General features: G+C 44.2%; 16 protein-coding genes and 1 riboswitch. Of the genes, 8 read left to right on the top strand and 8 right to left on the bottom strand.

The genetic code is table 11. The features are described from left to right. Positions 1-59: 59 nt before the first annotated feature. Positions 60-389: a helix-turn-helix domain-containing protein gene (locus NSU15_RS01775; RefSeq protein WP_042131791.1), complete on the top strand. Its 330-nt coding sequence runs from the start codon at positions 60-62 to the stop codon at positions 387-389. 208 nt (positions 390-597) lie between these two features. Here NSU15_RS01775 and NSU15_RS01770 read toward each other — a convergent pair whose 3' ends face one another. Next, a complete protein-coding gene (locus NSU15_RS01770; RefSeq protein WP_231573373.1) occupies positions 598-753 on the bottom strand; it encodes an anti-repressor SinI family protein in 156 nt (51 codons plus the stop codon). Positions 754-780: 27 nt separating this feature from the next. Then, a riboswitch (cyclic di-GMP riboswitch) is annotated at positions 781-865 on the bottom strand. Positions 866-1337: 472 nt separating this feature from the next. Between NSU15_RS01770 and NSU15_RS01765 the strand changes: the two genes are divergently transcribed. The 3 genes from NSU15_RS01765 to NSU15_RS01755 all read left to right on the top strand — a co-directional run bounded on the left by NSU15_RS01765 (position 1338) and on the right by NSU15_RS01755 (position 7219). After that, positions 1338-4205 carry a 2-oxoglutarate dehydrogenase E1 component gene (locus tag NSU15_RS01765; RefSeq protein WP_076116529.1) on the top strand — a complete coding sequence of 956 codons (2868 nt, stop codon included), beginning with the start codon at positions 1338-1340 and terminating at the stop codon, positions 4203-4205. Between the two features lie 52 nt (positions 4206-4257). Beyond that, a complete protein-coding gene (gene odhB, locus NSU15_RS01760) occupies positions 4258-5541 on the top strand; it encodes a 2-oxoglutarate dehydrogenase complex dihydrolipoyllysine-residue succinyltransferase (RefSeq protein WP_339288895.1) in 1284 nt (427 codons plus the stop codon). Positions 5542-5660: 119 nt separating this feature from the next. Continuing rightward, positions 5661-7219 (top strand): IS3 family transposase gene (locus NSU15_RS01755; RefSeq protein ID WP_139328618.1). Its coding sequence is split into 2 segments (ribosomal slippage): positions 5661-6294 and positions 6294-7219, totalling 1560 coding nucleotides; the frame shifts between segments, so codons are not numbered across the junction. A gap of 351 nt (positions 7220-7570) precedes the next feature. Here the strand turns inward: NSU15_RS01755 and NSU15_RS01750 are convergent. The 5 genes from NSU15_RS01750 to NSU15_RS01730 form a co-directional block, all read right to left on the bottom strand. Continuing rightward, positions 7571-8539, bottom strand: a complete 969-nt coding sequence (locus tag NSU15_RS01750) for a hypothetical protein (protein ID WP_339288894.1) — start codon at positions 8537-8539, stop codon at positions 7571-7573. Continuing rightward, entirely contained in the window at positions 8500-9150 is a 651-nt protein-coding gene (locus tag NSU15_RS01745) for an RNA polymerase sigma factor (RefSeq protein WP_339288893.1), read from the bottom strand. The genes NSU15_RS01750 and NSU15_RS01745 overlap by 40 nt, the downstream gene beginning before the upstream one ends. A 296-nt stretch (positions 9151-9446) precedes the next feature. Next, entirely contained in the window at positions 9447-10691 is a 1245-nt protein-coding gene (locus tag NSU15_RS01740; protein ID WP_339288891.1) for an OFA family MFS transporter, read from the bottom strand. 138 nt (positions 10692-10829) lie between these two features. Then, positions 10830-11558, bottom strand: a complete 729-nt coding sequence (locus NSU15_RS01735; protein WP_042123554.1) for a LytTR family DNA-binding domain-containing protein — start codon at positions 11556-11558, stop codon at positions 10830-10832. Then, entirely contained in the window at positions 11555-13159 is a 1605-nt protein-coding gene (locus NSU15_RS01730; RefSeq protein ID WP_269321988.1) for a sensor histidine kinase, read from the bottom strand. The genes NSU15_RS01735 and NSU15_RS01730 overlap by 4 nt, the downstream gene beginning before the upstream one ends. Before the next feature lie 262 nt (positions 13160-13421). Between NSU15_RS01730 and NSU15_RS01725 the strand changes: the two genes are divergently transcribed. From NSU15_RS01725 to NSU15_RS01715, 3 genes are all read left to right on the top strand, one after another. Beyond that, positions 13422-13937 (top strand): nucleotidyltransferase family protein, encoded by a 516-nt coding sequence (locus NSU15_RS01725; RefSeq protein ID WP_042131787.1) that lies wholly within the window; start codon positions 13422-13424, stop codon positions 13935-13937. A gap of 123 nt (positions 13938-14060) precedes the next feature. Then, positions 14061-14747, top strand: a complete 687-nt coding sequence (locus tag NSU15_RS01720; RefSeq protein WP_076121956.1) for a helix-turn-helix domain-containing protein — start codon at positions 14061-14063, stop codon at positions 14745-14747. A 20-nt stretch (positions 14748-14767) separates the two neighbouring features. Then, positions 14768-15622, top strand: a complete 855-nt coding sequence (locus NSU15_RS01715) for an IS3 family transposase (protein WP_081390105.1) — start codon at positions 14768-14770, stop codon at positions 15620-15622. Positions 15623-15751: 129 nt separating this feature from the next. Here the strand turns inward: NSU15_RS01715 and NSU15_RS01710 are convergent, their stop codons facing one another. Next, positions 15752-17269, bottom strand: coding sequence for a methyl-accepting chemotaxis protein (locus tag NSU15_RS01710; RefSeq protein WP_339288889.1), 1518 nt, complete (start codon positions 17267-17269; stop codon positions 15752-15754). Positions 17270-17459: 190 nt separating this feature from the next. On the opposite strand from NSU15_RS01710, the gene NSU15_RS01705 reads away from it, so the two are divergent. Beyond that, entirely contained in the window at positions 17460-18557 is a 1098-nt protein-coding gene (locus NSU15_RS01705) for a GGDEF domain-containing protein (RefSeq protein ID WP_339288887.1), read from the top strand. A gap of 142 nt (positions 18558-18699) precedes the next feature. Here the strand turns inward: NSU15_RS01705 and NSU15_RS01700 are convergent, their stop codons facing one another. Then, positions 18700-21828, bottom strand: coding sequence for an EAL domain-containing protein (locus NSU15_RS01700; RefSeq protein ID WP_339288886.1), 3129 nt, complete (start codon positions 21826-21828; stop codon positions 18700-18702). Positions 21829-22007: the final 179 nt, after the last annotated feature.

Genomic DNA, 22007 nt, shown 5'->3' with positions numbered 1-22007 from the left:
GATATTTGCTATACTAATAACAAAAATTACGGAGGGGCGTCAGCATAGTGCCACAAAATATGGGCCAACGTATCCAGCATCTCCGCCTAGAAAAGGGATTGTCCCTATCTGAGCTTGCGGACAGAGCGGATGTTGCTAAGTCGTATCTTAGCAATGTGGAGAGAAACATCCAATCCAATCCTTCAATCCAATTTATCGAAAAGATCGCCGACGCGCTTCAGGTATCCATCCACGCTTTGCTCTATGGAGAACCTAATGATGCTGAGGAATCACCTTTAGATTCGGAATGGTTCCGATTGGTGCAGGAAGCTATGGCCTCAGGCATAAGCAAACGCGAATTCAAGGAGTTTCTGGACTACCAGAAATGGCGCCTGGATCAGAAGGATTAATCCTTCCATCTGATCTGATAAGATCCTCTTCTACTCATACTATCAAGCATAAGCGCCTTCGTTCTCCTATATGGACTGCGAAGGCGTTTTATATTCTACTAGAATATAAGGACAGTGTGTCATCTGAAACTTATAGCTTCTTAATATAAAGAAAAAAAGCACAGCGAGTTATCGCTGTGCTCATTTGATATGTAATGCTCTGAATGTATTACTGCACGGCTTGCACAGTCTTCTCATGAAAGAAGCGACGAATTTCATCTGCCTTTATGCCAGCCTTCTTAGCTGCTAATAATAAATGGACCCACTCTACGTCTAGATCAATGACCTGCTGTTCTCTGTTGCTTCCCTGGTTGGACTTGTCCAAAAAATCTCCTCCTAAGATTTTACGTCCCCAGGCAATCCGGCTGTCATAGTATTTCTACCTTAGACCCGCGACTTTGTGCCCCTGCCTTTCGGCAAGTTTACCTTTTACTGGACCCTTTACGTGAAAGGATCTACTTTGAAATATATGAAAAACGCTAACTGCAATAACATTATACTATACTAAAGTGAAAAAGTGTGTCGATTTCTGATTAGTTTTTCCATTAAAAAACAAAAAATAGAAGTTCTTTTATAGAATTTCCTGTCCTATTATCGCGATACTCGTCTTATTCATAAAATTATATAAGCCAATATAATAATGTCCCAATCCCTATTTAGTTAAAATTAAGGATAATAGAATCATTTTAGTAGGCCTTTAGAATGGGTAATAAAAAAGAACAACTCTTTATTTAGTAGAACAAGCTAACCCATACCATTTTGCGAACGTATTAGACGAAAGAATGAATTGATTACATGTGTGGAAAGTAGCACAATAAGATGAGGAATGAAACCGCAATCATCACAGCTCCTACAAGCATTGACACAAAATGTCACGTATGGAGTTCATCCGTTGAGGAGGATGTATTCATGGCAGCCAAAGAGCCCTATAACGAATCCATTTGGAGTAAGTATTATGGACCCAATTTAGGCTACATTCAAGAAAGATATGAGCAGTTTGTGAAAGACCCATCCACCGTAGAGAATAATTATCGCGAGCTTTTTACAAATTCGGGTCCCCCACCATTAACACCGGATAGCGAACCGGCTCCACAGCCTCGCATTTCGGGAGACACCGAATGGCTTAGAAAGGCAGTAAGAGCTTCCAAGTTAATCGCTAATATTCGTATATATGGCCATATGGCCGCTGACATTGATCCGCTTGAGCGGGACCACAACCCCATGGCTAAATATCTCGAACTCGAAACCTATGGGCTGACTCGTGAGGATCTGATTGCATTACCTGCCACACTCATTTGGGAGAATGCGCCAAATGATGTGCACACCGGATGGGATGCTGTTCAGCGTATGCGTCAAGCATATACCAAGACTATCGCCTATGAATTCGGGCATGTGCACGAGGAAAAAGAATTACAATGGCTGAATAGACAGGCCGAATCCACAAGCTCACCAGCACCCTTGAATAATACAGAACGCAAAGAGCTACTGAATCGCCTAATTCAAGTAGAGCAATTCGAAACCTTCCTTCACAAGACCTTTGTAGGTCAGAAGCGTTTCAGCCTGGAAGGCAATGACGCTCTTGTGCCGATGCTCGATGAAATCGTACGTGCTGCTGCGCATGACGGTGCAGAGCATATTCTCATGGGCATGGCGCATCGCGGCCGTCTCAACGTTCTTGCACATATTTTGGGTAAACCTTATGATATTATATTTTCAGAGTTTCATCATTCTCCGAACAAGGAGCTCTTCCCTTCCGAAGGCTCTACAGGCATTAACTATGGTTGGACGGGTGATGTAAAATACCATCTCGGAGCAGACCGTGCTGTCCGTGAAGGAGAAACCGTACGCACAAGAATAACACTAGCAAATAACCCAAGTCACTTGGAATTCGTTAATCCTGTCGTGGAAGGCTTTACTCGTGCCGCTCAAGAAGATCGCAGCACTGCAGGATTGCCGAAGATTGATACCAGTAAAGCTATGGCGGTGCTGATGCATGGTGATGCTGCTTTTCCAGGTGAAGGGATTGTTGCAGAAACACTTAATATCGGCAAACTTCAAGGTTATCAAAATGGTGGGACGATCCATATTATTGTAAATAACCGGATCGGCTTTACGACAGAAAGTGAAGACTCCCGTTCTACGCATTATGCCAGTGACATCGCCAAAGGGTACGAAATCCCGATTGTCCATGTCAATGCCGATGATCCGGAAGCCTGTGTAGCAGCTGTTCGCTTAGCTAGCGCATATCGCCACCAATTTAAAAAGGATTTCGTAATTGATCTCATCGGCTACCGCCGTCATGGTCACAACGAGATGGATGATCCTGACACTACACAGCCTATTGTCTACAGTAAGGTGCGCAAACATCCAACCGTCTACAAGGTCTATGCTGAGCGACTTCAGCGTGAAAAGATTCTGACAGCCGATGATGTTAAGGAGATGAATGCTGCAGCAGAGAGCGTATTGCAACGTGCGTACGATAGCATGAAGGAAGGCAATCACAAGAAAAAAGAACCGAAAGCCTTCATTCCGCTAGATGCGGAACACGCTGCGCCAGGCTCTACAGCATTATCCGTCTCCAGTCTGCAGGAGATCAATCGTGAACTGCTGACTGTTCCAAAAGGATTCCAAGTCTATCCGAAGCTGGAACGAATTCTGCAGCGTCGCAAGGATGCACTGAATGAGGGCGAAAAGGTCGACTGGGCACTCGCTGAGTCTCTCGCTTTCGCTACCATTCTTAAGGATGGTACGCCAATTCGCCTGAGCGGTCAGGATGCTCAGCGCGGAACCTTCGCTCATCGCCATCTAGTGCTGCACGACAGTAAGACCGGAGAATTGTTCTCTCCGCTTCATCAGCTGAGTGATTCCCGCGCTTCCTTTGGCGTGTACAACAGTCCACTGTCAGAGGCATCGGTACTAGGCTTTGAGTATGGTTATAATGTGTTCGCACCAGAAACCTTCGTGATCTGGGAGGCACAATATGGCGATTTCGCGAATGCAGGCCAAGTTATATTTGACCAATTCATTGCCGCTGGACGTGCCAAATGGACGCAGCGCAGCAATCTTGTCATTATGCTGCCTCATGGCTACGAAGGACAGGGACCTGAGCATTCCAGTGGTAGATTGGAACGCTTCCTGCAATTATCTGCAGAAGAAAACTGGACCGTTGCCAACTTGACGAGCGCCTCTCAGTATTTCCATCTCTTGCGGCGCCAAGCGGCGTTATGCGGACAGGAAGATGCAAGACCGCTAGTCATTATGACACCGAAGAGTCTCATTCGTAATCCGCGCAGCGCTTCTGCCGGAACTGAGCTCGCCTCAGGACAATTCCAGCCTGTGTTATCAGAGCCTCTTCTAGGCCAAAAACCAGGTGAGGTTAAGCGTCTCGTAGTCTGCAGCGGTAAAGTAGCCATTGATATACAAACAGAACTGGAAGCTGCTTCAGACAAAGATTGGTCTTGGCTACATGTACTTCGCCTAGAGCAACTCTATCCGTTCCCAGAACGTGAACTGAGTGCCCACCTAAGCTCCTTCCCATCCCTTCAGGAAATTGTCTGGGTGCAAGAAGAGCCGAAGAATATGGGTGGCTGGAGTTACACTGAACCTCGGTTACGCGCCATCGCACCGCAAAACACTAGCGTGAGATATATTGGACGTCCTGAACGTTCCAGTCCTGCAAGTGGTTATGCAGATGTTCATAGCTTTGAACAGCGTAGAATTGTTTCAGAGGCCCTAAAAGCAAATTCACAAGTACAAACAGCTGTACCGTCCTCTTAAGAGGACGGTATCACAATAGCGTAAACCATTATGTTTGGGGAGGTAACGGCCTGTGTCAGAAATCTTAGTACCCGATCTGGGAGAATCTATATCCGAAGGAACCATCTACAAATGGCTGGTTAAAGAAGGCGACACGGTAGGTCAAGGTGATGTGCTTGCTGAGTTAGAGACGGATAAAGTCAATTTGGAAATTAGTGCGGAGGTGGAGGGGGTCATCTCCTCCATCCTGCGTCAGGCGGGCGAGAACGTAGCCGTTGGCGAAGCCATCGGCATCATTGGAGCCGCTAGCGGCAGTAAGCCGCAGGCCGCTGAGAGCAAAGCGCCTGAGGCGGCACTGGCAAGCGGTAGCCCAGCAGCCGCTGCACCCGTAGCTGTAGCTGCGCCCGAAGTGCCTGCAGCCGGTGGCGAAAGCCCCGCTGCACTGGCATCGCCGGGCGCACGCAAGCTGGCACGGGAGCGCGGCATCGACCTCGGCGATGTTAGCGCCCGTGATCCTATCGGCCGGATTGGTCAGGCCGATGTGTCGGGTCATGGTGCAGCAGCGCCACAGGCCGCTGCACCGGTAGCTCCGGCGCCGCAAGGCAAGCCGGAGCCAGCGAAGCCGGCAGCGAGCAAAGCCGCGCCGGAGGATGGCAAGAACGTGGAGCGCAAGCGCATGTCGCGCAGACGGCTCACGATTGCCAGCCGCTTGGTAGAAGCGCAGCAAACCGCAGCTATGCTGACTACCTTCAACGAGGTGGATATGACAGCGATCCTCGACATCCGTAAACGCCGCAAGGATGCCTTTAAAGAGAAGCATGAAGTTGGACTAGGCTTCATGTCCTTCTTCACCAAAGCCGTGATCGGTGCGCTGAAGACGTATCCACTGCTGAATGCTGAAATCGATGGTGAAGATCTGGTCGTTAAGAAATTCTACGACATCGGTATTGCCGTTGCAGCTAAGGAAGGTCTGGTGGTTCCAGTTGTCCGTGACGCGGATCGCCTCAGCTTCCCGGAAATCGAACGCCAGATTGGCGAACTCGCTTCCAAGGCACGTGCGAATACGCTAAGCCTCTCCGAGCTTCAAGGCGGAACGTTCACCATCACAAACGGCGGTGTATTCGGTTCCCTGTTGTCCACTCCGATTCTGAATACCCCTCAAGTAGGTATTCTAGGGATGCATAAGATTCAATTGCGTCCAATCGCGCTGGACGAAGAAAGAACCGTTAACCGTCCAATGATGTATATCGCCCTCTCCTACGATCACCGGATCGTTGACGGCTCTGAGGCGGTAAGCTTCCTCGTCAAAGTGAAGGAATTGCTGGAAGATCCAGAAGCACTGCTGCTGGAAGGCTGATCCTGATCGATCTTTCAACTTAAGAATATAAAAAAGGTATCCCTAGAGCTTCTGATATGCTCCCCATATAGTAGACAGGCGAAATAATAAAAACCTGCTGCTGTATGGGGAGTATTTTTATGGAACAAAAGAAGTATACGGCACTCGAAAAATTAACGGTTCTCCAAGAAATTGAACGGGGCGACATTGGTTTGAAAGCTGCGGCCCGAAAGTATGGATTATCCAAAAACTCTATAGTGAAGTGGCGGCAACGTTATCAATTGTATGGGTACGAAGGGCTGGAAGTTCGAAGCCACAACCGTACGTATTCCGCAGAACTTAAACTCCATGCCGTTAAGGATTATCTCGAGGGAGGATTGTCACAAAACCAAATCATCTGCAAGTATAAGATTGCAAGTTCAACCCAACTCGCCAACTGGATTAGGAAGTATAATGGTCATAGCAACAGCTTAACAGCTCATTCAGGAGGATCTAAAGCTATGACCAAAGGACGCGTAACCACTTGGCAGGAACGGATAGATATCGTGCTGTACTGCCTTTCGAACGGAGAAGACTACACGAAGGCGGCAAGCCATTTCCACGTGTCTTACCAACAAATATATAGCTGGGTAAAGAAGTACGAAGCAGGCGGTGAAGAGGCGTTACGTGACGGCAGAGGACGTACTAAAGCGCCCGAAGAACTTACGGAAGCAGCTCGCCACAAACTCGCGATGCAAAAGCTGGAGTACGAGAATGCACGCCTGCGTGCGGAGAATGCTTTTCTAAAAAAGTTAGAGGAACTCGAAAGGAGGAGACGTTAAGAACCATTCGCCAGGAGAACATCTACCTGGCCATTCAAGCCGTTCAACAGGAACAGTCTTGCTCCATTCGACTTATGTGTGACATCGTAGGGATTTCACGGTCAAGTTACTATAAATGGTTGAATCGCAAACCTAGTTCCCGAGAGACCGAAAACGAGAAACTGACAGAGGCTATGCTTCTCTTGTATGAGAAGGTGGAACGAACCTTTGGGTATCGTCAATTGACCCTGCATTTGCGCAGACAAATGAACAAATCTATTAACGCAAAACGAGTATACCGACTCATGAGACGCCAAGGTATCCAGTCTGTCATCCGCAGAAAGAGAAAGAAGTATGTAGGCTCCACGCCTCAGCAGGTCGCGGAGAATGTGCTAAACCGTAATTTTGAGGCGGAAGCTCCAAACCAAAAATGGGTAACGGATGTAACTGAATTCAAATACGGCAAGGGTAAGAAGGCGTATTTAAGTGCAATAAAAGATCTGTATGACAATTCCATTGTTGCTTACGTTCTGGGCCATTCCAATAATAATTCGCTAGTTTTTAACACGCTGGAATTAGCATTACAGGCAGCGCCGGAGAGCCGAACCTTACTCCATAGCGACCGCGGTTTCCAGTATACCTCTCTGCATTTTAAGAAGATGCTGGACGATTCACAACTGAAGCAAAGCATGTCCCGAGTAGGCTGTTGCATTGACAATGGGCCGATGGAATCCTTCTGGGGAACAATGAAATGTGAGAAGTACCACTTACATACCTACCAGACCTTTGAAGAACTCCAAACAGATATTGATACCTACATTCACTTTTACAATAACGAACGGTTACAGGCAAAATTAAACGGCCTCAGTCCCATTGAATTTAGGACTAAGGCCGCTTAAACTACTTTTATTTTTTGTACTGTCTACTTGACGGGGTGCAGTTCATTCGCATTAGGGATACCTTCTTTTATATCTTACTCAGCCTGCTACCTTATTTGCATACGATTCAACTGTATTTTATACACTTATTTATTTCTGATCTGCTCACACCCTCTTCCCTAATTGCATTCTCTACAACTAAAATCCGTAAAAACGTTCATTTCCACTAATCTAACCAGTAATAGTTGTATCTAATACAGCTTCAGAGCTTATATAAAGGTATTAGTTATCTTTAATTGCACAAAGTACAACTAACTTAGCCCATGCAAATACAAGACTACAAGACTACAAAACTACAAAAACGTTAAGAATCTACTTCAACAGCTCACCAGCCAACTGTAAAAATTGCTCCTTGGTCAGAATCTTATCTCCGTAGCTGGTGAGTGTATAATAAGCATCCTGCTTCTCGTTATACCAATTCAAATAATCGTAGCTGACCTCTTTCTTTACTACTTTGTTATAAATAACCTCTGTACCTGCCACTACAATCTTATCTGCTTGATTCTCAGGTTCTTGCTCCACAAACACTTTGCCGCCATGCATGATCGTGGCAGAGATACCTATAAAGGCATTGTCCTTCGAATAAATGGCACTGATCCAGCCTGGTTCCGACCATGGTATAGCTTTCATGAATAAATTACTGCTACCCTTCTCTTGGTTTGCCTGAGCAGTAAGATCGCGCAACGTCTCTTTATAAAGAGAGCTTTTCTTATCTGCATCCGTTGTAGGATGATTAGGATTAATAACCCCATATTTAAAAGCATACCCTGATACCAATGTAGGGAGCATCGGCGCATCTGTCCGTTTGATTTCCTTCAGAAAATCAGAATATGCACCTATCCGCTGCTCTTTATACTTAAATTGCAAATCGGGTCCCAAGCCTTCTGTACCCGCCTTATTGTTCACCAAATAAGCGATCAGCTCACCCGGTTTAGCTAATGTGTCAATCTGCGCAGCATATTTATCATAGGAGGCTACTCCTGCAGAATCATTCGGCGCAACATGCTGAACCTTTACTACGCCTTCACTATTACGAATCTGGATATATTCCGATGCAGCATAAGCTGTCACTGAGATCATCAGGAACAGGGCTAACATACTTGCAATTGCCGTTGTTTTATTCATCGTCTTCAGCGAGAGCGAGAACGATCGCTTTCGATCTGATATGCCACGGATATGTCCCATAACCTTCTCTTCTACATCGATTTCACCCAGAAGTTCATTCCCAGCTGAAGCATAAATTATATCTTGGTATTCATTGCTGATTGGGGTTCGTTCCATGTGATTTCCTCCTCTAAATTCATACCTTCCTGTACCTTCTGCTTGATCCGGTTCATTCTCTTCGTCAGTGCATTCGGACTGACCCCAAGAATTTCGCTGATCTCCGCATAAGTTTTTTCCTCAAACACTCGCAGAATAAGCATATTCCGCTCTTCCAGCGACAACTGCGCTAATGCGGCTGACAATGAGGGATTAAACAACCGATCATCCAGCTCTTGTTCAGGACTTGCAGACATAAATTCAGGCTTGAAGATACTCATGACCCGCTTTTGCAGACGCCGTCTGCGCAGCAGGTTTAAGCAATGATGATACGCGATACGATAGAACCATGCCGAGAAATGCATCTGCGACTTGTATTGAAGGATAGATTGATAGCCTTTTACCAAAATATCCTGAACCGCGTCCTCCGCATCCTGCTTGTTTTCTAACAAACGATAGCAATAGCGGTAGATCGGTGTTTGAAAAGCTCTGACGATAAGAGCATACCGATCGGTATTTCCTTTTTGGATACTATCAATTAACTCTTCCAGCTCCTTGGGGTCTAGCGAATCCTGTGGCGAGAGAAGCACCTCCTTAACCTTTATAACTTCTATAACACTTGAGCGCGGCAAAAAGTGCCTATGCAAATCAAAATAGGAACAAAATTTGACTGTGGTTCGCGCTACATAGAATATGTATTGGACCGAGGAGAACCTATTTTCGAAATATAGATAGTTTTCACGTCCAATTATACACATTTAGGGGCTACTAAGAGCTATGCAGTCCGTTAACTCGTCCAAAGGTACTTTTGGTTTAACACTTTCATTTTCTTAGCCGAACGCTAACGCTAACCGCCAACAAAAAAATGACGTACAACTGTTGTCAGTTGCACGCCATTATTCGAATTATCTAGTTGTCTTTGTTCCCTTTAAGCCGTCCGCTCTGTAGCTTTGAGGCGCAAGGCTTTCTTCTCATTCTCTTTCACTTTCTCCACCGGCGGTTTCAGTGAAATTGCGATGATGCAGGCCAGCAGACACAAGAGACCAAAGATCACGAAAGTAGGTTTAAACCCGCCTAGGAAGACGGCGATGAACGAACCGGAAAGGGCACCGATACCGAAACCTTGATACACGATTCCATAGTTCTTACTGTGGTTCTTAAGTCCAAAGAAGTCACTGACAATCGCCGGAAATACTGTAATGTTACCACCGAAGCAGAACGCAATGGCTGCTACACAAGTGAAGAACAGTCCGAAATTCAGCGTTGCATAGCTAAGGGTCAACATAGCGGCTGCCGTTACAGCAAGTGAAGCACCTACCAGCTTCAACCGGCTCATTTTGTCAGACAAGGCACCCAGGATCAAACGTCCTGCTGTATTAAAGATTGCAATCATCGCTACCGCATTAGCTGCCGTCTGCACATCAAGTCCAGCCAGCTGCACGCCGATGTCTTTTACAATACCGATCAAATACAGGCCACACATACAAGCGGTAAAGAAAATAATGAACAACAGATAAGCTTCTTTTGTACGTAGCATTTCTTTTACCGTGTAGTCTTTTGGTTTAGCGATAGTCGAAGTTGATGCTGCACCCAATGATGCTGCTTGTACTGGAGCTTCTCTGACGAGCAAGGAACCGATTACAATCATGACCATAACAATCATGCCCCAATACATAAATGTATTAGATACACCCACTGAGTCGATCAAGCTGCCATTAATATATTTAAAAATCAAGCTCCCCGTTCCGTAAGCACCCACGGACACACCGGAAATTAAGCCTTTATTATTCGGAAACCATTTAATTAAGTTAGATAATGAAGTGATATAAGCTGTTCCGTCCGCAAAACCAACGATCACGCCAGCCAATACATAGAACATTAGAAGCGAATTCGCCTGAGAGCTAAGAATCAATCCTAGACCAAGCACAATCCCTGCGGTGGCAGTCAACCGGCGAAGCCCGAAACGATCCTGCAATTTCCCTGCGAACAAAGTCGCAAAAGCGAGTGCAAAGCTCGTGATCGAAAACGTAATAGAAACAGAGTTAAGCTCCCATCCGAATTTCGTTACCAGATGTGCATTGAACAAACTCCATGTATAAATGGTACCTAGACCCATCTGCATAATTACTGTTCCTAATACGATAAGCCACCGTTTGGCGTTTTTGTTGTCCATCGTCGAAGTCATGGTCTATTCCTTCTTTCTCTCTCGTTGTCTGCTACAAGAGCTTCTATTGCCTCTTTATTGTAGCTAAATCAGCTGATGCTGAGAGAAATCTGGCATGAGATGACGAAAATGAAGAATGAACTGCATTTATAGGCGCATGATCTGCCTGAATTCTTTGACCTTGCTACGACTTACCGGCACCTCAAAGTCCAAATCATGCAGGCGCAGCAAGTATGTATTGTTGAACCAAGGGATGATTTCCTTGATCTTGGACAGGTTAACGATATAGGAACGATGGCAGCGAAAAAACCGATCCTCGGGCAGTCGATTATAGAAATCGCTGATACTAAGCGCCATACTATACTCCTCACCTTTAGTCATTACGCTCGTACTCTTCTCCTGTGCGGAAGCATAATAAATATCGTCGGCATTCACTACGATAATCTTTTCATTTTTCCACAGATTCACCTTATCACTGACAGGATTTCGTTCCTCTTCCCCATGTCTTCCGCGAGCAGCAAATGCTCCCTCTAGCTTGTGCAGCATAGCCTTAATTCGAACCTCACTGTAGGGTTTAAGAATATAGTCAAATGCCTCAATCTCAAAGGCCTCAGCGGCATGCTCCTTATAAGCCGTAATAAACACTATATATGGTTTCACCGAGAACCTGCTAATATTCTGAGCCAGCAGCACCCCATCAATTGAGGGAATATTTATATCCAGAAAAATCACATCTACCGTATCACTCTGCAAATATTTTAATGCGTCCAGTCCATCTTCAAACTGTGCCGCAATATCGATCCCGCTGTGAGTTTCTATTAAATAAGCTAGCTCCTGTCTTGCCAGCTCTTCATCCTCCACGATGATTGCTCTCATAGGCCCTCCTTTTTGACATCAAAATAAATGTTCGTCCCTTTTTCGAGCCTCTGAATTGTAAGTCCAGTTCCATAGATTAGCTTGACTCGTTGATGTACATTAAACAATCCGATTTTATTCTCCGGCATATCACCGGTATAAACCTTCTCTATCGTTTCTTCGCTGATGCCAGCTCCAGTATCCCGAATGCCTACTCGTACATTATCACCTTGATCTTTTACAGAAATCGTTACGGTTCCCGTTCCTCTTACCTTCAGTATGCCATGTATGATCGCATTCTCTACAAGCGGTTGGATGATCAGACTCGGAATCCGAACTTGAACCTCATCAATATCATACACAACATTAAGCCGGCTTCCGAAACGCGCTTTTTCAATCTCCACATACTGCTGAACCTGCTGCAACTCGCGCTTGATATCAATGAATTCATCGGTCAGCTCCAGATTGTATCTCATGTAACCGGACAGGTTCACAATTAACTCCCGCGCCTTATCCGGGTTAATCCGAATCGAGGACGCAATCGCGTTCAGCGCATTGAACAGAAAGTGTGGGTTAATGCTTGTCTGCAGCGCCTTTAGCTCTGCTTTGTTCGCCATTTCTTTAATGCCCTCAACCCGCGATACTTCCATTAGCGTAGAGATCATTTGCGACAAACCTACAGCCATAGCTTGTAGAGAATAAGTGATCTTGTGGGCTCTGGTGTAATAGATTTTGAGCGCTCCCGTAACTTCGCCTTTTTCCTTCAACGGAATAATAATCAGCGATTTAATCTCCGGATTCACATAATCACTATCGTCGTTACGGATCGTAATTTCACCACTGGACAACGTCACTTTAGTTTCTTCACTTATAATTTCATTGGTCGTAGTATAGTCCTCTTCCCCAACACCAACGTAAGCGAGAATGAGTCTTGTATCCGAAATAGCTACAGCGTCTGCACCGATATCTTCTTTGATAATTTGGCAGATGGTACGAAGCGACTCGGGATTAATATTGCGAAAATAGGGCAAGGTCTTATTGGCAATATCCAGTGCCAGCTTGGACTGCTTCGCCGCAATCCGTTCCTTTTCACCTTCCACACTCTGCACTAGCATGACAATCAGACCGACACTAATCTGGCTCATAATCATCGGAAAAGCAATTTTGGACACGATATCCACACCCAGCGACGACGGTTCGGCCATCACTAGAATGAGCAGCATCGTCAGGGCTTCACAGGCCATCCCGGCCAAAATGCCGGCCATCCAGCGACGTTCACCAGAAGTGCGGCGGTATATTACCCCTGACACAATCCCTGCGGTAATACTCGTAATCAGACAAGGAAGAGAGGTTACCCCTCCGATATCAATTAGAAAACGGTGAACCCCTGAGATGATGCCTGTTATGAGTCCTACCCATGGCCCGAACAAAATCCCACCAGACACGATGGCGATAATTCGCACATTCACAAGCGAGCCTTCCACATTAATCCCACTGTAGGTACCAAAGATAGCGAATAAACTGAAGATCGTCGTCGCTATGGCAAGCTCCTGCGGGGCGTAGGTTCCTTTTTGAAAAATCTCTTTAAACCGCGGCAGACGAGTCAGCACGAACAGACACATCAGCAGTAGTGCAGCTCTTTCAAATAATTGCAGTAATATCGTAAACGTATATTGCACGGTCTCCGCCTCCAAAGGACTAGATGTCGACTTATTATAAAGATAGTTCATGCCTCTGTCCATTCAGCCTATCCTTTAATACCTCTATCGAAACTCTTGTTGTATGATATGAACAGAATAAAAGCATACATATACGGAGGTGGGCGGTTTGCAAAAATTAGAACACGAGGCAGATATCATACAGCTTGTACAAAATGATCCCTGGATGATGGATATATTAGAAAATGCTAGATCGTTGCAGTTACCTGACTGGTGGGTTTGCGCTGGCTTTGTGCGTGCAAAAATTTGGGACACCCTTCATGGCTTCGAAGAACGAACACCTTTGCCAGATGTTGATGTTATATATTATGACGACAGCAATCATCAAGAGGATGTGGAAAAGCAATGGGAGGCGAGACTACGAAGCCTGAATCCTGCTGTTCCCTGGTCTGTTAAAAATGAAGCAAGGATGCATACCGTCAATCAACTCCCGCCTTATACATCAGCTGTAGATGCCATCTCCAAGTTTCCGGAAACTGCTACAGCACTCGGGTTATCCTTAGATGAGAACGGTAAGGTTATCCTAGTCGCTCCACACGGAATTTCGGACGTAATTAATGTAGTATTACGACCTACCCCGCATTTTACAGAGAACCCTAGCTTGCTTCCTATTTATGAACAACGGGTTATTAAAAAGAATTGGCAAGCAACTTGGAATCAGCTGCATATTGGCTCTAATTAAAAGCTAGTCTACATTTTATTCAGAATAATAAAAGCAAGCCCCCGTATAAGTGATATGCTCCCATCATAGTAGACAGTAGAAAAAACAAAAACTTCTACTTCAACAATGATGGGAGTTTTTGCGATGTCCAAAAGGAGTTCAATCTCTTTAGACGTAAAATTACACGTAGTACAGCGATGTATTCAGCATGTATCAAATCCTAATCATGAAGCAAAGCAATTAGGGGTTGCCAAAACTACAGTTACAGATTGGATAAGGAAATATAAGGCGGAAGGCTATGAGGGATTAAGAGAATCTAAGGGTTGGAAAGAATACGCTGATGAATTGAAGTTTGCTGCTATCAGAGATGTTCTATCTGGAGAATCTTTATGGGGAACTACCAAGAAGTATAATATTTCGAGTAGTAGTGTTTTGAGAAGATGGATTTCCAAGTATACTTGTAGGAAAGAAACTAAACCTACTCGTAAAGGAAATGGACACTCTCGTATGAATAACGGACGGAAAACAACTTTTCAAGAACGCATTGAAATCGTACAATACACAATCGCTAATCACTTAGACTATCAAAAATCTATCGTGAAATATAAAGTTTCATATCAACAGGTATACGCATGGGTACGTAAATATAATACTGGCGGCGAGGAAGCCCTTAGAGACAACCGTGGCCGTATCAAGTCAGTAGAAGAACTCGACGATCATGAACGCCTTAAACTTCGAATTAAGGAGCTAGAAGCTCGAAATGAATTCCTAGAAATGGAGAATGCCTTCGCAAAAAAGTTGGCAGAGATCCGGCGAAGAAATACACGCTAACTTTAGTTCGACATGCAGATTTGTATCCAGCCATCAAGGAACTGCACGTAGAAAAAGGCTACCCCATCACGGCGTTATGTAAGCTAGCTAGAGTCGCCCGATCTGCCTATTATAAATGGTTAAAGTGGAAGCCATCGACCCAAGAACTCGAGATTTTTTCGCTCGCTCAGGAAGTGAAGCTTCGCTATGAAAAACGCGGTGGAATTCTTGGATATCGTCAAATGCGCATTCAACTAAACCGTAAACTTAAGGGGAATTATAACAAGAAAAAATATTATCGAATTATGCGTGCTCTTGGATTAAAGGCTGTAATCCGAAGAAAACGACCAAATTACGTAAAGGCCACTGAAATTCATATCGCTGAAAATGTAATGAATCGTAAATTCAATGCAGAAGCTCCTAATAAGAAGTGGTGCACAGACGTCACAGAATTAAAGTATGGAAACGGTCGTAAAGCCTATCTGAGCGCTATTATTGATGTGTATGACAACTCCATTGTTTCATGGGTAATGAGCCATTCCAACAACAATATGCTCGTCATGGATACGGTGAAGAAAGCTTACAGAAGCAACCCCAAAGTGAATCCGCTTCTTCACAGCGACAGAGGCTTTCAATACACATCACAAGAGTATAATCGCCTTCAAGTGAAGTATGGATTTACTAAAAGTATGTCTCGAGTAAGTCGTTGTTTAGATAACCAACCCATAGAACGATTTTGGGGCACTTTAAAGGCAGAAAGTTATTATCTGAAAAAACACGACACTTATGAGGAACTCTTTGAAGTTGTGAGCAATTATATCCGTTATTACAATAATTACCGATACACGGAACGGTTAAACGGCTTATCTCCAAACGAATATAGACAAGCTGCTTAACGATGAACAAAAAAAAATCCCCCAATCTCTCATAAACTGAACCTGGGGGATAATTTAATCATTTTTTTGTTTTTTAGACTGTCTACTTGACAGGGAGCACTTCAAAGAGGGCTTGCTTTTGTCGTTTTATTACACCGCTAAATCGATACCTACTACACCAACGACATCTCCCTGACGATTCTTAATCGCTCTGGATAATGTAACACAAGAACGCTTCGTTATCGCTGATACATAAGGCTTCGAAACATATTCACCTTCATTTATGGCCCCATTCCACCAATCCCGCCGCTTGGCATTCAGGAGGCCTGCCGCCGGCTCGGAGTAGATAAAGGTCCCATCCGTCCGATTGGACCAAATGGCTTGCACATCCGGAATTTTCTTAATATAAGAGGTTAGAACACCTTGATGAACTTCAGTATCCGGCGAGAACAGCTCTTCCTTCACTGAAATATTCTCCAAGAGACTCTGCATTTCCTGAAGCCGGGCTGCATATTGGCTCATCTCGATTTCTTCTCGGCCTGCTATGCTAGTAACCGATTGCTGCAACGATTGCGACTCCGCTAACAGATTAGCGCTGACTTCGTTCAGCTGACCGATCTGGTTCCGCTGCCGTGTCACCTGTTCCAGCGTAAGATCCACATTAGCAATCGTCTCGTTCACGATAGCCACCGCCCCACTCAGCTCCGTTGTCACTTCTACAATCAGCTTGCCCTGCCTCGCGGCAGCATCGATGGTTTCCGTTACGGCGCTGCCAACTTCATCTACTCTCGACGCGATATCATCGAGTCGTAGCTTCACAGTGCCGACCTCGTTCACCCCGCGTTCCACTGAAGCTTGCTCTTTCGTAACGGATTCCAGCACTTGCTGTACTCCGTTATTAATGTCGAGCAAGATGCCAGAGGAACGGTCTACCGAGCTCTTGCTTTGATCTGCTAGCTGCCGGATCCGGCTAGCCACCACTGCAAATCCGCGGCCTTGTTCACCTGCGCGTGCCGCTTCAATGGAAGCATTCAGCGCAAGTAAAGAGGTTTCATCCACAATACTGTTAATAAGCGTATTGATCTCTTCCACCATCGCGATATGGTTACTCAAGGTAGTAAACTTAGCCAACATGTCCCCGCTCTGTATCTGCAGGTCCTTCATCACAGCATCTGCAATGCTCAAGGAATCAACCATGGTTGTCATGCCCTGACGGGCGTATTTCATATTTGATCCCAGTCTCTCCGTTAACTCTTCGATATGTGAAGTAACTGATGCTACTCCGTCCATTGTCTGATAAGCGCCTTCAATATTAGCTTTAGCCTCGTTACTGCGAATTCGCAAATCCATCTCATATTCGTGTGAATAATCAGCTGTCCGCTGCAACTCTTCTGTATGACGGCTAATTTCTTCGAGTGCACCATGCAGTCGGTCCGAAGTAACTACAATCTCATTACCAAGGAGCTCCACTTTACTCTTAGATTCCTTCAGCAGCAATTCTTTACGATAACCATAGCGGGACAAATTCAGTACGACCCAGCCTAGAGAAGCCATAAGCAGAATGATTACCAGCTTATGAATCCAGAACATGTCTATCAACAAACTGTAAACACTGACAAGGAGCAACAGGACGACTACAAAAATCTGGCTTCGACGAATCTGCATCATTATTCCCACTCCACTCGATTGATGTTATGTATTCTAACATTATATCAGCAGAGTTAATTAAAGGAAATACTTTCTATAGTATTCCTTTTCGAACAATTATCCCAAGAGCACTTCATTCATTCGCCGAGAGGGAATCCGTTATTATTGTCGAATATATAAGCATATTGCCACTGGAAAAGAGGAACATATTATGCATGCCACATCTCAAACTCCTCGTCAGACCCATTGGAATCGCGTGCTTCTCAATGCATTCTGGATCATCCTGATTGTGGATCTATGTATTCATTTTTTGGTTTCTCTATGCTTATGGGGCAAACACCCGGACACCACCCTAACCATGGGCAATTTTATAATACAGTCGGTGATTCCTAACTCCATCATAGTGACTTTGATCATTATTCTGGAATGTGTCTATAGATGGAGACCCCTATGGTCTGAGCTAACGATTACAGTGGCGAGCCATATATTTGCACTTCTGATTATCATCAATCTCAGCAATGAACTATATATGATTTCATTAATTATGCTAATGCCACTGCATATATCCATGATCTATATGAAGAAAAGCTATATGATAGCCACTTCTGCCATATGTCTACTGTACACGATCGTTTTATTTATCAAGACCTCGAGTCAAGGGTACATACCGATCACACAAACTATCATTATTGCACTTATTTTTGCAGGTACTGCTCTAGCAGGCTTCGCAGTCATCGGTCGCGGGCGTGATTTGATGCGATCCCTGGAGAACTCGGTAAAGTCAGAACAGGATTTACGCATTCAGAATATAATCATGGACCGACTATCTAAGATTGATCCTCTAACTGATCTTTATAATCATAAAACGTTTCACGAATACTTGGGATGGCTGATCGATCATCAGCAGAGTAATCCATTTCCCATGCAGCTAGCTGTTATGGATATCGACAATTTCAAAAAAGTAAATGACACCTATGGACACTCTGTTGGAGATATCGTATTGCAAAAGGTCGCCGCGATCCTACTCGAGCATGTCGGTCCCGATGATTTCGCCGCCCGTTACGGTGGAGAAGAATTTGTCGTCATTCTGACTGCTAAAACCATTGATCATTCTCATGAGATTATGAAGCATATTCTAACAACCATCTCTGATACCCCTTTTGCGGAAATGGACGGAAAAAGCGTAACCGTCAGTATCGGTATGCATGATTTTACAGGTACTGATTCCAAGAATTCTACGTTTCAGAAGGCAGATGATGCACTTTACGAGGCTAAGAACACAGGGAAGAATAAAATCGTAATCAGCTAAAGACTGAACATAAGCAAAAACGCCTTCGACGTCCCTAATGGACGGTAAGCGTTTATGCGAGAAATATATATATTTGAACAAATAAGCCCACTGATATTTTCATGGGCTTGTTTGTGTTCATCTATAAGTGTGAATCTAACAGCTATATTCCATAGTGCCTCTGTGTTTCCAAAAGCTCTACTACTGCCTGCTTTGGTACAGGTCTGCTAATCAGGTAGCCTTGAACTTTGTCGCAGCCTATCAACTTGAGGAAATCCATCTGGCTAACCTCTTCTACCCCCTCCGCTACGACCTGTAGTCCCATATTATGCCCCAGCTGTATAATCAACTGCACAAAAGACTTGCTGTTAGCTTCTTCTTCTGAGAGCGAATCAATAAAAGTTTTATCCATCTTGAGTGTTGAAATCGGCAATTGCTGCAAATAACTAAGGGACGAATACCCCGTTCCGAAATCATCCAAGGCGATACTGATGCCCTTAGATTTTAGAAACCGCAGATTACCCAAGATACTCTCATTAAATGATTTCATGAAAATAGACTCCGTAATTTCCAACTCAAGACAGCTTGGCTTTAAACCACTTACAGCCAGACTATCCTGTACCATCTCGATAAAATCGTTCTGGAATAGCTGAATAATCGAAATGTTAACCGATATTTTATAAGGAACACCTGTACGATCTTGAATGCCTTTCATAAAGACGCAAGATTCTCGAAGCACCCATTCACCAATATCGATGATCAGTCTGGAATCCTCAGCAATTTTTATAAATGAAAGTGGAGATACAGAGCCAAGCGTTGGACTATTCCAACGAATTAGGGCTTCAAAGCCTGAAATGAATCCGGACTGAATATCCAGCTGTGGCTGATAGTACACTTCAAACTCATTATTGTACATAGCACTGCGCAAATGCTTCTCTATATTCATTCGTTCATTAAACGCTGTATGCATCGATTTGTCATAGACTACATAAGTTCCCTTACCATCCTCTTTGGCACGATACATCGCCACATCTGCATTGCTCAGAATTTGTTCGGCCGTCTCCCCATCCTCTGGATAAAAAGAAATTCCGACGCTTAGCGAAACGTATAGATTACTCTCCCCTATCACAAAGGACTGTCTGAACGATCTCATAATACGCTCTGCTAGGTTCAATACATCCTCACGGTCTTCTGTATCCTTAATAAAAACAACAAATTCATCTCCACCTAGCCGTGAGAGCATATCTCCTTCCTGCATCAATGACTGCAATCTCTTGCTAGCCTTCTGAATGAGTACATCCCCGGATTTATGACCCAATGTATCGTTGATGTATTTAAAATTATCTGAATCTAGAAATAATAGTGCAAATTTTCCGCCCGGACGCTGCAGGTATTTCTCCATCGACTCCAGAAGGCATAAACGGTTAGGCAAATTGCTAAGCTCATCCACATAAGCCAGACGATGTATATATTTCTGATTGTCTAGAAGCATATTATATTGCACTTGAAGCTCCTGTTGAGTGGTCGCAAGCTGCTCATAGGTCGCCTCAAGTTCTTGGTAGCTGTTGCTTAGTTTAAGCTCAGCCTGCTTCCGCTCGCTGATATCAATCAAGGAGCCCATGAATAACAGAACTTTATCCCTTGGATTAAGGGTAGCCTTGCCTCTGACTTCAAACCACACAATTTGATTATCTTTGGTAAGCATCCGAAATTCCGTTTCGAAAATAGATGTAATACCTTTCAAGTGATCTCGTTTAATCTTAAGGGTTGAAGCAAGGTCATCGGGATGAACAATACTTAACGCTCCATCTTCAAACGAGTTGATTTCATCCTTCGTGTAGCCCATGAGTTCATACCATCGATCTGATAAATTAAAACGTCTCGCCTCCAAATCAAACTCCCACATATATGCACCAGAACCTTCTGAGGTAAGCCGGAAACGTCGTTCACTGATTTGGAGCTTATTAAACTGTTCCTGCAGATCGACCTCTGTCGCTGACAACTCTTCATAAGTAGCTTCTAGTTCCTCATAACTTAGCTGCAGATTTAGCTCATTCTGTTTACGTTCATCGATATCCACACCAACAAGTACAAAGATATCGCCCGCCTGCTTATCTAGCCCTTTTAATAAAGTTGTCCGGAATGAGAAATAGCGCGCTTCAGGTGATTGATCTGGAAGTTTAATTTCTACGTTGCTAACATATTCGAGCCGTATTGCCCGTTCCAGCAGCTTCCGGAAAATAGCAGCACTCCCCTTCAGACCATCAATATCATCAAGATTTACGCCCAGTACCTCTTTCTCTCTTAAACCTGTCATCCGCTCAGCGAACTTGTTAAACCGGACTACTGTTTTATCTGCCTGTATCGCCCAGACCACCATGCCGCTATGCTCTATAACATCCTCAAAAAATTGATGCTCCGAATAAACAGCACGCCGTAAACGATTTATATACAATTTAAGCAGGATTAAACTAAGAATAAGCAGACAGAATAGAACGATTATTCCGTTAGCTATTCTCTTGTGGATCATACCTTTATAATAATCAGAATGAACGTAGAAATAGTTCTGGTACAATTCTTCATAAGCACCCGAATGCTGCAATTCGTTCAATCTCTCGTTAATATAAGAAACCAACTCCGGTGTGGATTTACTGACTGCAAATGCTACATCCCTGGGGTAGAGATCGCTCAATTCCTTTATAATATCCTTCGTCTCCCCCTGTTCATCGAGCAGATAATCGACAACCCCTTGATTCTCAAATAGAAGGTCGATCTCTCCTTTTTCAAGAGCCTTTAAAGCCTCAGGGACCGTTGCATATTCTACGTAATCATTAATCCCTAATTTCCCGTTTAGTACCGTCTCCGAATACTGCCCGTTTCCTAGACCTATCTTATATCGTTCTAGTGTTTTTAAATTAATCTCACCCTCAAGCCCTCGCCTTGCGTAGATGGAAATATAGCTTTTGAATACAGTGTCTGAAAATAGCACCTCTTGCTTTCGTTTTTCTGTAATTGCCATTAGACCCGCAGTCTCGATATCTCCCTGAACCAGCCGACTATACACATTCTCCAACTTCCCTGTACTATAGTGGACGTCGTAATCCTGCTTCTCAAAGATCAAACTACTCAATTCAATATCAAAACCGGTCATGTACCCATCTTTCTCATATTTATAAGGTGGATATCCCAACTCTACTTGATATTCTATCTCCCTTCTTTCGGCGTGAATGGCAGTAGGAGGTAAGAGCATAAATAGAATGCTAATCAGAAGCAACAGTTTACCCTGCTTCATCGCTCATCCCCCTTTTTACTGATTTTACAGTAATAACCTAAATAATATTCGACAAAATATGGCAATATCCCTGCTATTCACGTCCATGTCACACAATATACGCAAATCCTATCGATGACCCTTCCCTTTGTAAATTATATAAAATTACGGATGCTACATTTTTATATTGCTTTTTAGAT

This window comes from Paenibacillus sp. FSL E2-0201 (assembly GCF_037963325.1).
Classification (GTDB): domain Bacteria; phylum Bacillota; class Bacilli; order Paenibacillales; family Paenibacillaceae; genus Paenibacillus_AQ.
This window is presented reverse-complemented; position numbering and strand designations above follow the sequence as displayed.